This window comes from Puia sp. (assembly GCF_035546395.1).
Classification (GTDB): Bacteria; Bacteroidota; Bacteroidia; order Chitinophagales; family Chitinophagaceae; genus Puia.
The window spans coordinates 686,583-699,999 of sequence record NZ_DASZXR010000015.1; the positions used below are offsets into that span (position 1 = coordinate 686,583).

Sequence of the window (13,417 nt, forward strand, 5' to 3'; positions counted from 1 at the left end):
GACAATTTGACCAAAAATATATGGTAAATTCCAATATCCGCATCATCCTGCACAAAAGCGATCCCTTATGCTACGAAATAGTGTCAAATACGCCTGGCGGAATGTCCGCCACCAAAAAATGTACACGACTATCCACATCCTCGGCCTGTCCATCGGGCTTTGCGCCTGTATGGTCATCTTCCTCATTGCGCGCTATGACCTTGGGTTCGATCGGTTTCACCCCAATGCGGACCGCATCTACCGCATCGTCGGGGATTTCCAGGGAATACGTGGCGGCACCATGTTTCTCAACTGCCCGATAAAGGAAGTGGCCGGCATCGAACACGAGATCCCCGGATTCGAGGCACAAGTCGGATTTCATACGTTTGCATTCCATATCACCGTACCGGCACAGGACGGCAGGGCCGCTGAGGAATTCAGCGGGCGACAAGACAACGGCTATGCCCTATCGACGATATTGACAGGTCCGGCCTTTTTCGACCTCTTCCCCCATCGATGGCTGTTGGGCAACCCGGCCGTATTGAATGAAGCGGACCGGGTAGTGCTGGCAGAGAGCGCGGCGCGGAAATTCTTTGGCGCTATCCCCCTGGAAAAGATGCTCGGCAGAACACTGGTGTATGAGGACAGTTTGCCGGTAACAGTGGCGGGCATAGTCAAGGACTGGGATAGACCTTCCGATCTCAACTACACTTCTTTTATCTCCATCCGGACCGCACCGGCCACCTGGGTAAAGGCCCAATTCCCGACCGATGATTGGAAAAGCCTGCAGCCGCACCAGTCGCAGGCCTTTGTGCGGCTGGCAAAGGGGGTCGACCCGGCGACGATAAATGCGAGACTGGCTGACTATGCCCGGAAAACGACAATCGTTTCCTTTCCCGGGGCAACCCATCTCCGGTTCTGGCTCCAGCCGCTTCTGGACATGCATTATACACCCGATTTCCATCGGCAGGACACCGGTGACGATTTCCGCCGGGCTTATTTGCCGTTGTTATACGCCTTGATGGGTATCGCTGCCTTTATCCTCCTGCTGGCCGTCATCAATTTCATTAACCTGTCAACGGCCCAGTCGCTCCAACGGATGAAAGAAGTGGGCATTCGCAAAGTCATGGGTAGCAGCAGGAAAGGACTGATCCTGCAATTCCTCGTGGAGACCTTGCTGGTGACGGCCATGGCCGTGGCATTGGCAGCCTTGCTGGTACGGCCGGCCTTTTGGCTGTTCAGGGATTATATTCCCACAGGAGTGGGGTTTTCGTTCGACACAGGGGCATTACTCTTCCTGGCCGGTATGGTCGGGCTCACGACATTGGCCGCGGGCTTCTACCCCGCCTGGCTGCTTTCGTCCTATCTACCGGTATTGAGTCTCAAAGGAAGTTGGAACAGGAGCGGCGCCGGCGGAGCTCGCTTGCGAAAGGCGCTGATCGTTTTCCAGTTTGCGATCTCGCTGGTGTTCATCATCGGATCGCTGGTGATCGGCCGGCAGGTGACCTATATGAAGGACGCAGACAAGGGCTTTAGCAGCGATGCGATCCTTACGCTCAACGCCTGGCGGGTAAAACCGGAGCAGATGCGATTGCTGGCCCAGGGAGTGAGGCGCATTGCCGGTGTGAAGGACGTGGTGTTGCAGGGTAACCCGCCCATGGGTTGGGCCCATGCGGGCGCCAGCCTCTCCTACAAGGAGAAAGACCCTCAACCGCAACCGGTCATGGTTCAGCACGGCGATCCGGAATTTATCCCCTTCTATGGCCTGCGGTTACTGGCCGGCAGGAATATCTCCACCGGCGACAGCGCCCGGGAATTTGTCATCAACGAGACCTACGCAAAGACCCTTGGCTTCGACGACCCGACCAAAGCATTGGGTAAGTTGTTATATCGCGATACCCTGGCCTATACCGTGGTAGGGGTCATAGCAGATTTTCACCAGCAATCCTTTCACGAGACGATACAGCCGATGGTGATCTGGAATTTCCCGCGCGGCGAACGGGGCCTGGCCGTAAAGCTGGCGACGGAAGGTAAGAGCGGAGGGGAGGCAAAGAAGACCATCGCGGCTATCGGGGCAGTCTGGAAGGACATCTTCCCCAAAACACCCTTCACCTACAGCTTTCTGAATGAGTCCATCACCCAGCTATACGACGAGGAGAACAACACCGCCTTTCTGATGGAAGCCGCGACGGCGATCACGATCGTCATCTCCTGCCTGGGTCTCTTCGGCCTGGCCTTATTCACAGCCCGCCGCCGCGAAAAGGAGATCGGTATCCGCAAGGTGCTGGGCGCCACGGTGTCCAATGTCGCCCTGCTGCTCAGCCGCGACTTTGTAGGGCTCGTCGTGCTGGCTCTGGCGATCGCCTCGCCCCTGGCCTGGTATTTCGCAGATGCCTGGCTGAAAGACTTTGCGTATCGCACCACGATGAATGCCTGGGTGCTGGCGGAGGCGGGGCTGGCTGCGGTGGCGCTCGCCCTGCTGACCGTAGGGTCCCAGGCCCTGCGGGCGGCGCGGGCAAATCCGGTCGATACCTTGCGCAGCGAATGAGCCCGTCCGCACACCGGTTGTATCGCAATCGGACGGGTCAAGCCGCGGCGGCTATCCCATAACGCTAACAACGAATAGCTTATGAGGTTGGCACGAGATTGTCGGCAAAAAAGCCAAGCCCAACCATTTCCTATGCTGCTTCATCATCTTCGTATCGGCTGGCGCAACATCCGCGGCCAACGGTTCTACTCGGCGATCCATATCGTGGGTCTCTCCGTCGGTATCTGCGCCTGCGTCGTCATCTACCTGATTACACAATACGAATTCAGCTTCGATACCTTCCATCCCAACTCCGGCCGCATCTATCGCATCGTCGCCGGGGCGAGTACGGACGAGGGCGGGCAGCTATTTTGGAACAGCCCGTTCCCCACAATATCGAACCTCGAATACCGGGTCACCGGATTCGAGGCCAGGACGGCATTCACCGGCTTTGGCGAGACGATACAGGTGCTCTCGGAAAGGGGCGAGGAAGTGGCAAGATATAGCGGCCGGCAGGCGGACAATGACTATGCTTTTTCGACGATCCTTACAGGGCCTGATTTCTTCACCATTTTCCCGCATCAATGGCTGATCGGCAACCCGGATATCCTGCGGGACTCGGCGCAGATCGTGTTGACCGAGAGCGTGGCCCGAAAGTATTTTGGCCCGGGTCCGTTGAAGGATATGCTCGGACGGGGACTCGTCTACAACGACAGTTTGCTGGTACGGGTGGCGGGGATCGTATAGGATTGGAGTCGACCCTCCGATCTCGACTATACGGCGTTCATCTCTTCGAAGCTGGACTGGGGCCGGCTGGAACCGGGACCATCCCAGGCTTTTGTGCGGCTTTCGAAAGATATCTCAGCATCACGCGTCAATGCCCAGTTCGACGATTGGCTGAGCCGGACGATGCCTACTCTCGATCCGGGCGTCAGGCATCTGAAGGTTTACCTGCAATCGCTCCGGGATATGCACTACACTACCGAATTTCATCCGGCGAACACCGGGGACGTTTTCCGCAAGGCCTACCTTCCGATGTTGTATGCGTTGATGGGAGTCGCATTGTTCATCCTGACGCTGGCCGTCATCAATTTTATCAACCTGTCTACTGCCCAGTCCTTTCAACGCATGAAAGAGGTGGGCGTCCGCAAAGTGATGGGCAGCAGCCGCAGTGGGCTCATCCTCCAATTTCTGATAGAGACGCTGATGCTGACAATGCTCGCAGTTTCGCTTTCGCTCTGCCTGGTGCCGGTGGCCCTGCGGGCGCTCAGCGGGATTGTCCCTCCAGGCGTGCAATTCCACTTCCTGAACCGCGGGTTATGGCTATTCCTGGCGGGGCTCACGGTCCTCACCGCATTGACAGCCGGCTTCTATCCGGCCCGGCTCCTGTCTTCCTATCTGCCCGTGCTAAGCCTGAAAGGAGCGCTAGACAAAAAGGGTACCGGAGGCGCTGGTTTGCGGCGGGTCCTGATCATCTTTCAATTCACGTTGTCGCTTTTGTTCATCATCGGGTCGATGGTCATCCATCGGCAGTTGCAATATATGCGCAATGCTGACAAGGGCTTTAATAGCAAAGACGTTTTGACGGTTGAATATCGCGGGGCCAAGCCGGGCCAGATGCGAATTTTTGCCGACGTGATAAGATATCAGCAACATGGCGTCCGCGATGTGATCCTGCAGGGAAACCCTCCGATGGGCAGGGACCAGGATGAGGTCACCTTCGTCTACCGCGGTAAGAAGAATTTTCATCGGGTCACGGTCCGCACGGAGATCGGCGACGAACACTTCGTACCTTTCTATGGAATGCGCCTTGTCGCCGGCGGGAATATCTATGAAGGCGAGAACGTCAAAGCGGTGGTGATCAACGAAACCTATGCCCGCGCGCTGGGTTTTGCGCAGCCGCAGCAGGCGCTGCAAGCCCAGCTCTACCGGTTACGCGATAATATGCCCTATACGGTAATGGGTGTTGTCGCGGACTATCACCAGACCTCGTTTCACGAGACGATAAAGCCCATGGTCATCGTTACCTGGCTTTCATCGGCGAAAAGCGTCGCCATAAAACTGGATGTTCGTGGTGAAGCGGCAAAGAGAGTAATAAAGGAGATAGAAGCGAAATGGCGCAAGTGGTTCCCGAATGACCAGGCGCAATGCTCATTGCTGGATGATTCCATCCATCAGCTGTACATGCAGGAGAATAATGTCACTATGCTGATGTCCACGGCTACTGGCATCACCGTACTTATTTCCTGTATGGGACTGTTTGGACTTGCCCTATCCTCCGCCGGCCGGCGGGCAAAGGAGATCGGCATCCGTAAGGTAATGGGGGCCACCGTTACGACGATTGCCCTGTTGTTAAGCCGGGAATTCGTTCTGTTGGTAGGCGTGGCGATCGTCATCGCCTCGCCGTTGGCCTGGTGGCTTGCCACAGTATGGCTCAGGGATTTTGCTTACCGGACGAGTATGGATGGATGGGTGCTTGTCGAGGCCGCGATCGCAGCCATTGCACTTGCCGTGCTCACAGTGGGATTCCAGGCGGTGAAGGCGGCCAGGGCCAATCCCGTGAAGGTATTGCGGGTAGATTGAGCAAAGACTATTGGCCAAGTACCGCTTCCATTTTACTGCTTCTCGATCCCTTGATCAGTAACCAGGAGTCTTTGATTCCAGCATGGCGATACCAATCCGCAGCTTCTACGCTGTTGGCGAAGCTGCGATAAGGATGTTGCACCTTGAGGAAATCGCCGCCGACTAGGACCACCTGCGCCCAGGGATACTGCCCGATAACATCGACGATGCCCTGATGTTCGTTTACGCTTTCGGGCCCCAACTCGGCCATGGCGCCGAGCACCAGGATCTTTCCCTTTCCGTCTGTCGCCAGCTTCGCAAAATTCTCGATGGCGGCACGCATTGAAGAGGGATTGGCGTTATAAGCATCCAGGATAATATGATTGCCGTGGAGCTCGATCAGCTGACTGCGGCTATTGGAAGGGGTATATTGAGTGATGGCCTGGCGGATCTTTGCGTCGGTGACGCCGAATTGTTTGCCGACGGCCACCGCCACAAGGACGTTCGGCAGGTTGTAGTCGCCGACCAGTTGGGTTGCAAGGATACCCGTATTCGCTCCGCGCGTGATCTCCACGTGTAGAAAGCTGTCGGCGCCGGGCACTACATGGCCTTCGATATCTGCATCGGCCGTCCCGTAAGTGATGATATGCGCGATGCCGCGGCTCATCTGCCGGAGCACCTCGCTGTCGCGGAGCACAAAGGCGCTTCCACCCTCGTCCCTTAAATAGTCATACAATTCTCCCTTGCCCTTCCGGACTCCTTCGGGCCCGCCAAACCCTTCGAGATGCGCCCGGCCGATATTGGTGATGATGCCATGGGTCGGCAGGGTGTAGCGGCAGTAACCTTCTATTTCCTTTTGATGATTGGCGCCCATTTCGATCACGGCGAACTCGGCATCGCGTTGCACCGAGAGGATGGTCAGCGGAATGCCGATATGATTGTTCAGATTGCCCTTTGTCGTGTAGGTCTGAAACGTCGACGAAAGCACGGCATGGATCAGCTCCTTTGTCGTGGTCTTGCCATTGCTGCCGGTAATGGCGATAAATGGGATATCAAACTGCCGCCGGTGATAGAGGGCCAGCTCCTGCAGCGTCGTAAGCACATCGGGAACCAGGATGAGCCGGTCGTTAGGCGCTGCCGCCGCTGCGGTCGGCGAAGGGGTGACGACAGGTTCGTCGATCACCGCATAGGCCGCACCGAGCTCGAGGGCCCGGAGGGCAAAAGCGTTGCCATTGAAATTGGGACCCTTCAAGGCAAAGAAGAGATCGCCTTGTTTCAATTGACGGGTATCGGTCTGAACCGAAGGATGGCGTTGATAAAGGTCGTATAGCTGCTCGATGGTCATCAGCAAAAATAAAAAAAGGGTCGCTTTTGCGACCCTTTTTTTATTCTGAAAAACTCTTATTGCTTACGGGTATTCTGACGGCGCGCTTTGTAGTTGATACCGGTCTGGCGGCCATTACCTGCAGGGCTGCCTACACGATCCATGGCGCAACGGAAACCAACCGTGCTGTTAGCCTGGTCTTCCTCGAGGAAGCGGCGGGTGCCCGGGCTGAGCCAGTAGGCCCGGTCATTCCAGCTACCACCCTTGATCACACGGGACTTGTTGCTGATAAGGGTTGTCTTGCCATAGCCATATGCGATACCGGAGATGGTGGAGTCACCGTCGAGATAGTTGATGACATCTCCCTTCTGGTAATTGCGGCGGGCCTGGCTTTCGGAGTCGGTTACATTACGCATCTTGATACGGCCGAGGCTGTCGCGTTCTGCTTTGTTTTCTTTGCCGAGATCGACCGTCTGGAATTTGTTACCGCGATAAGGGGCTACGTCGTCGGCGTCCTGGCCCGTCATGGGGCGATAGACGTCGGCTACCCACTCGCTTACGTTACCGGACATGTTATATAGACCGAATCCGTTCGGGAAGAAGCTCTTTACAGGGGCAGTGTATACGGCGTTGTCATTCAGACCACCGGCAACACCCATATTATCACCCGAACCGCGTTTGAAGTTGGCCATAAAGGTACCCTGCCAGCTGCCATGACGCGTGTCGCGGAGACCGTTGACGTTGCTGCTCCAGGAGTAGACCTGTTTGTTGGCGATCAGCTCCTCACCGTGTTGACCGTCTTTCTTGGCGGGCAGCGGGTTCTGGTTGATATAGCCAAGAGCGGCATATTCCCATTCTGCTTCCGTCGGGAGGCGGTAGTTGGGAAGGAGAATCCCGTCTTCGAAGGTAACCTGGGTACGAGGGGTACCGTTGGGGTTCTTGAGGGGATTGCTCTTGCTGCGCGCTTTTTTATCGGGAGTGGCCTGGAACTCACCCATCAGGTAAGCCTTCGTGTTGAAGTTTTCCTGGCCAAGACCTTGCAGGTTCTTAACGGCGTTCTGGTTGATATAGCCGCGGTCCATGAGCAACTTCTCGTTTACCCGGTCACTGCGCCAGAGACAGAAGTCGTGCGCTTGCCTCCAGGTCACACCTACCACGGGGTAGAAGTTGTAGGAGGGGTGACGGAAGTAGTATTCGACCATCGGTTCGTTGTAAGCCAGCTCGCTGCGCCAGCACAGGGTGTCGGGCAGGGCGGCTTCACGGACGGCCTTGTATTCGTCGGCGTCAAATACGAGATTGATCCAGTACAGGTACTCACGGTAGTGGATATTCGCAACTTCGGTCTGATCGATGTAGAAAGAGTTGACAGTCACTCTTCTAGGGACGTTATTCCAATCTCTCATGACGTCTTCTTGGGTGGCGCCCATGGTAAAGGTGCCGCCCTGAACGAAGACCAGTCCGGGACCGGTACGTTGCTCTTTTTCTTTGGAAACCTGGAATCCGCCCATCTTGGAGTCGTTATAGTTCCACCCCGTTGCGGTGGACTGCTCCGGCTTCTTTTTGAAGCAAGAGGAGAAGAGGGATACGGAGACTGCCAGGATCGCTAGGTTTTTCAGATTCATAATTTGACGCTTTTGCTGTTAGCCGTAAAAAGAAAAAACGCTGCCTTGTGGCTAATTATTGTATAAAAATACGTGCCGAATTTATTCACAGTTGCCCCCGGATGGGACAATTTCCCACTCCCACACACAGAAAGTCCTATTTTTACCGCCCCCGCGGCCGGTTCGGTACGGAAGTTGTTTGCTAGCGCGGGCACAATACGGACCACGGGTTCCTTGGGCGACGGCCCGGACTGAAGCGGTGTAGCGCCAAGGGCTAAATTTTAAAGAAGCCCGATGCGCCCCAAACAATATTTTCTGCCGGAGGCCGTTGGAAGAGAGTTGCTACGAGTGCAACCCGCAAGCCATTGGAAAGGTTCATTCAGTATTTTTGGGCAAAATTCACAATATCTTAATAATCACTAACTTAGCAGCCTATATCGCAAATTTACATTTCTGAGCGCATTTTCTGACCCCCCCAAATTCTCTAAAATCCCGGCAGGCCGGGAAACCCGGGCGTCACAATTTGCGTGTTTGTAAAAAATGAAAATTAAATCAGACATGAAAAGATTTTACCAGGGATTAGCTGCTTTTGTATTGTTAGTCTTTGTGGGGCAGGAGGGGGCGTTTGGCCAGACTGCGAATTCGCTGAACGTCACCACGACTGCCGTACCTTTCCTACGAATCTCCCCGGACGCTCGTGCCGGCGGTATGGGTGACCTGGGGGTCGCCACTTCTCCCGATCCCGCTTCTTCCTTTTACAATCAAGCCAAGATCCCGTTTGCCAAAAAAGACCTGGGTCTGGGCCTGACTTATACTCCCTGGTTGAAGGACCTGGGACTCAATGATGTATACCTGCTTGCGTTCTCAGGGTATAAGAAGCTGGACGACCAGTCGGCCCTGTCCGCCTCAATCCGGTACTTCAGCCTGGGTAACATCCAGTTCACGGACTTCAACGGGAATGAGCTGGGCAGCGGTCATCCGCGCGAGTTCGCCTTTGACCTCGGGTATTCCCGCAAACTGGCCGATAAGCTGAGCATCGCGCTGGCAGGCCGCTACATCTACTCCAACCTGGCCTCGGGGTATGCGGCCAGCGGCAGCACCTACCAACCCGGCAAGACCTTTGCCGCCGACATCTCCCTGTATTATCACGGGGTGACGGATGCGGCCGGCGGGTGGAACTTCGGTCTGGCGCTGACGAATCTGGGGGGGAAGATCGGCTATACGAATTCCGCGGTCGAAAAGGATTTCATCCCGGCCGACCTTGGACTCGGCGCAAGCTACACGGCCGTCTTCAACGAGGATAACAAACTGATGATCGGGCTGGATATCCACAAGCTGCTGGTTCCGGTGCCGCCATCGCCGACCGGCAACGACTCCACCGACAATGTCAATCTCACCAACTATCATAATAAGTCGCTTACCGGCAGCTGGTTCAGCAGCTTTAGCGGGGAGAACCAGTTCAAGACCCTGCAACTCTCGCTGGGGGCGGAATATTCCTACCAGGACCAGTTCTTTGTCCGGACAGGTTACTATTATGAGGACCCGAGCAAGGGCGACCGCAAGTATTTCAGCGTGGGCGTTGGGTTGAAGTATAATGTGATGGGGCTTAACTTCTCCTATCTGGTGCCTTCGGGTAGCGGGACGAACCGGAATCCTTTGTCCAATACGTTGCGGTTTGGCCTGACGTTCGACCTGGATACGAATGAAGGCAGCAACAACAGCACACAGAGTTCGACGAACTAAAGTTTGTTCTATATATCTTTGGAGGGTCCCGGAGTTTCGGGACCTTTTTTTATGCAAAACGGGCCACGGGCCCGTTGGCCGAAGGCCCGACGTTAGCGCTATTGCGCGGCGGGCTTATTTTGGTCAGAAGCCCGAAAGCGCAATATTATGAGAATCGGATTTGGGATCGACTTTCATCAACTGGCGGAGGGGCGAGCCCTATGGCTCGGCGGCGTGCAGATCCCTTCGCCGCGGGGCGCAGTAGGGCACAGTGATGCCGATGTGCTGCTTCACGCCATTTGCGATGCCCTGCTTGGGGCGCTGGCGCTGGGCGATATCGGGCAACATTTCCCCAACACGGACCCCAACTACAAAGACATCGACAGCAAGATTCTCCTGGGCCGGTGCTGGGACCTGGTGAAAGGCCGGGGCTGGCGGGTCGTCAATATCGACAGCACGGTGACGCTCGAGGCGCCGAAGATAATGAAGTATGCCGGCGTGATGCGGGAGACGATCGCGGCTTTGCTGGAGATAGGGGTCGGGGATGTGTCGATCAAGGCGACCACTACCGAGCAGATGGGGTTTGTGGGGCGGGGCGAGGGGATCGTGGCGTATGCGACGGTGCTGCTGGGACGGGCCACGGGCCCGGAGGCCAGAACCGAGCGCTAGGGAAGGTTCCGACCGAGGAGACGCGCGTCGAAGCAGCTCCGACGAAGGTCTCCAATCATAGGCCCCGTCAGACTGCGAAGCAGTCGGAGCAGGAGTCGGGGAATTGCGTTAGGGATCGGAGCGGCAGCCCGGAGCCCGACGATAGGAGGGCGAGGACTATAGCGGAGAGCCCGACCCAAAGGGGAACGCGCAAATACACCTATATTTGCGCCATGTCAACAATAAAGGTCAAGATCATCAATCAATCACCCAATGCCCTGCCCGAATATGCGACGGCGGGGTCGGCGGGCATGGACCTGCGGGCGAACCTGGAAGCGCCGCTGGTGTTACAGCCGATGGAGCGGCAGCTGGTGCCGACGGGGCTGTTCATGGAGCTGCCGCTGGGATATGAAGCGCAGGTGCGGCCGCGGAGCGGGCTGGCGATCAAGCAGGGTATTACCTGCCTCAACACGCCGGGGACGATCGACTCGGACTACCGCGGGGAGATCAAGGTGATCCTGATCAACCTCTCGCAGGAGCCGCAGACGGTGCACCCGGGGGACCGGATCGCGCAGATGGTGGTAAGCCCGGTGGTACAGATCGGGTGGGAGAGTGTGGTGTCTATAAATGAGACAGCCCGCAGTGCAGGCGGGTTTGGGCATACCGGAAAATCTTAACTATGATCAGACTTTTGGCGGGCATTGTTTTTATAGGGGCGATGACCTTTGCAGTGGCGGGGTGCCGTTCGACCAAGAAAATTTCCAAAGCGATTGCGACGACCAACATCCGCAAGGATACGACCGGAGATGCGGCCCGGGCGGCGGCGGCCGCGCCGCGGGATGCGCATGCGGACTCGATGGAGGTGATCCGGCAGGCCGTGCAAGGGTTGGCCAATAACCACATCGACTTCAAGACCTTTTCGGGCCACATGCATGTGCATTATGAGGGGAGCGATGGGAAGGACAACGAGTTTAACGCGGTGGTCAGGATCAAAAAGGACAGCATGATCTGGGTCTCGATCAACGCGCTGTTGGGCTTTGAGGCTTTGAGGCTGCAGATAACTCATGACAGCGTGAAGATATTGGACCGGCTCCATAAGATCGCCCGCCTGCGGTCGGTGACCTACCTGCAGGACCAGGTCCACCTCCCGGTGGATTTCCAGACGCTGCAGGACCTTCTCATTGGCAACCCCGTCTATGTGGACACCGCGCATATCCTCTTCTACAAACAGGACAACAAGGGCATCTCGCTGTTCAGCGTGGGCAGCCCTTTCCGCAACTATCTAACTCTCAACCTCGACTATACGCCGCAGCACAGCAAGCTGGACGATGCGGACCCGCTGCGGGCGCGGACCGGGGATATCACCTTCGGCAATTATGACCATAGCGGGATGACGTCCTTCTCCACCTACCGGAAGATTTCGGTGGCGGAGAAATCGAAGCTGGATATCGAGATAGAGGTGAAGCAGTTCAAGTTTAACGAACCTTTAAATACTCCTTTTCAGGTTCCGAAAAATTTTAAGCGGCGTTGAGCGTTATCCGGAAGGCCTGGACGCCTTCGGCCGGAATCAGCGCGAACTTCGTAACTTCAACCATATGCGGAAAAAACTCATTTTTGCGACCTTGTGTTTGCTGGCCGTTGGCAGGCTGGTGGCGCAGCAGCCGGCCGTTCAGAACCGGGCCGACCTGGAAAAAGAGCGGGCGGCGATCCAGAAAGAGATCGAGGATGTGAAGCGGACCCTGGATGAGACACATAGCCATAAACGGGAGACGCTGGGCCAGCTGGCGCTGTTGCAACGCCGGCTGAAGCTGCGGGAGTCGGCGATCCGCAATATCAACCAGCAACTGGACGCGATCCAGGGGGATATGAACCAATCCTGGCGCGAAATCCTAAAACTTCGCGCCGAACTGGATACGCTGCGGGTGCAATATGCCCAGAGTATCGTGTTCGCTTATAAGAACCGCAGCAGCTATGACCTGCTCAACTTCGTTTTCTCTGCCGGCAACTTCAATGACGCCATCCGGCGCATCCAATACCTGAAATCATACCGCGCTTATCGCGAGGAGCGGGCGGAAAATATCCGCCGGACCCAGGACCTGCTCCAGGGGAAGATCGACGGGCTGAAGGTGACTCGGGCCGCGAAAGAGGATGCGATGAAGAAGCAGAGCCGGGAGCGGGCGCTGCTGGAGGATGAAAAGAGAGAGAAAGACCAGGTGGTGAACCGCCTGCAGTCGCAGGAGAAGGAACTGAAAAAAGAGATGGCGGCCAAGCAGCGGCAGGATGCGCGGTTGGGCAGCGCGATCAATGCGGCGATCCGCCGGGCCACCGATCTGGCTCGCAAAGAGGCGGCTAAGCGTAGCGCGGATGAGAAAGCCGCGGCCGCGCGCGCGGCGGCGGCCGAAAAAGCCAATGCGGCGAAAGCCGGCCGGCCTGAGACCAGCGACGAGGCCCTGGCGCCCGCTACGCTCAATACGGTGAAGACGCCGGGCAAGACGGTGTTCTCGAGCGAGGCGGACGTGCACCTGACGGGTGACTTCGAGAATAACAGGCTTCGTTTGCCATGGCCGGTGTCGGGGACGATCTCCATGTCCTTCGGCCGCCATGAATACATCAAGGGCATCTGGCATGACAATGCGGGGATCACGATAGACGTGCAGCCAGGCGCTGCGGTGAAATCGGTGTTCAAAGGCGAGGTGCAGAGTGTTTTCAGCGTGGGAGATGTCCAGGCGGTGATGATCCGCCACGGGCGATACTTTACTACTTATTCCAATCTTTCTACGGTTTCGGTTGCCAAGGGAGAACCGGTGGTGACGGGGCAAATAATTGGCCGGGTCGGCGAGGTGGGGCAGCTGGAGTTCGTTCTCTCCAATGAGAAGGGGACGAACCTGGATCCGGAGCGATGGCTGAAGCGCTAACCGCCGCACAGCGGCGGTGCGCGAAGCGCCAACATCGGCCCTACTAGATTGCGAAGCAATCGGTACAGCAGTCGCGGGTTACCAACCCGGAACCGCACCGCCGAACGCCCCATCGACGCCCACGCCCGGCTTGCGCCAG

General features: G+C 56.8%; 10 protein-coding genes. 8 read left to right on the plus strand and 2 right to left on the minus strand.

Translation table 11 applies throughout. The features are described 5' to 3' along the window. Window positions 1-67: 67 nt before the first annotated feature. From VHE34_RS20940 to VHE34_RS20950, 3 genes are all read left to right on the plus strand, one after another. Complete coding sequence (locus tag VHE34_RS20940) at window positions 68-2,527, plus strand: ABC transporter permease (RefSeq protein ID WP_325591431.1); 2,460 nt, start codon at window positions 68-70, stop codon at window positions 2,525-2,527. 132 nt (window positions 2,528-2,659) lie between these two features. Continuing rightward, window positions 2,660-3,253, plus strand: coding sequence for an ABC transporter permease (locus VHE34_RS20945; RefSeq protein WP_325591434.1), 594 nt, complete (start codon window positions 2,660-2,662; stop codon window positions 3,251-3,253). Window positions 3,254-3,346: 93 nt separating this feature from the next. Next, on the plus strand, window positions 3,347-5,089 hold the full coding sequence (locus VHE34_RS20950) for an FtsX-like permease family protein (protein ID WP_325591437.1): 1,743 nt from the start codon (window positions 3,347-3,349) through the stop codon (window positions 5,087-5,089). A 7-nt stretch (window positions 5,090-5,096) separates the two neighbouring features. On the opposite strand, the gene VHE34_RS20955 is transcribed toward VHE34_RS20950, so the two are convergent. Together VHE34_RS20955 and VHE34_RS20960 are read right to left on the minus strand one after the other, a co-directional pair. Beyond that, the gene (locus tag VHE34_RS20955; protein ID WP_325591440.1) at window positions 5,097-6,413 is read right to left on the minus strand and encodes a UDP-N-acetylmuramoyl-tripeptide--D-alanyl-D-alanine ligase; all 1,317 of its coding nucleotides are present in this window, start codon (window positions 6,411-6,413) and stop codon (window positions 5,097-5,099) included. A 56-nt stretch (window positions 6,414-6,469) separates the two neighbouring features. Continuing rightward, entirely contained in the window at window positions 6,470-8,014 is a 1,545-nt protein-coding gene (locus VHE34_RS20960) for an SUMF1/EgtB/PvdO family nonheme iron enzyme (protein WP_325591444.1), read from the minus strand. A 537-nt stretch (window positions 8,015-8,551) separates the two neighbouring features. Here VHE34_RS20960 and porV point away from each other — a divergent pair. The 5 genes from porV to VHE34_RS20985 all read left to right on the plus strand — a co-directional run bounded on the left by porV (window position 8,552) and on the right by VHE34_RS20985 (window position 13,278). Then, window positions 8,552-9,736, plus strand: a complete 1,185-nt coding sequence (gene porV / locus VHE34_RS20965) for a type IX secretion system outer membrane channel protein PorV (RefSeq protein ID WP_325591447.1) — start codon at window positions 8,552-8,554, stop codon at window positions 9,734-9,736. Window positions 9,737-9,883: 147 nt separating this feature from the next. Then, window positions 9,884-10,384: a 2-C-methyl-D-erythritol 2,4-cyclodiphosphate synthase gene (gene ispF / locus VHE34_RS20970; RefSeq protein WP_325591450.1), complete on the plus strand. Its 501-nt coding sequence runs from the start codon at window positions 9,884-9,886 to the stop codon at window positions 10,382-10,384. Window positions 10,385-10,596: 212 nt separating this feature from the next. After that, entirely contained in the window at window positions 10,597-11,040 is a 444-nt protein-coding gene (gene dut / locus VHE34_RS20975) for a dUTP diphosphatase (RefSeq protein WP_325591452.1), read from the plus strand. Between the two features lie 2 nt (window positions 11,041-11,042). Continuing rightward, window positions 11,043-11,894 (plus strand): DUF4292 domain-containing protein, encoded by an 852-nt coding sequence (locus VHE34_RS20980; protein WP_325591454.1) that lies wholly within the window; start codon window positions 11,043-11,045, stop codon window positions 11,892-11,894. Window positions 11,895-11,958: 64 nt separating this feature from the next. Next, window positions 11,959-13,278, plus strand: coding sequence for a murein hydrolase activator EnvC family protein (locus tag VHE34_RS20985; RefSeq protein ID WP_325591457.1), 1,320 nt, complete (start codon window positions 11,959-11,961; stop codon window positions 13,276-13,278). Window positions 13,279-13,417: the final 139 nt, after the last annotated feature.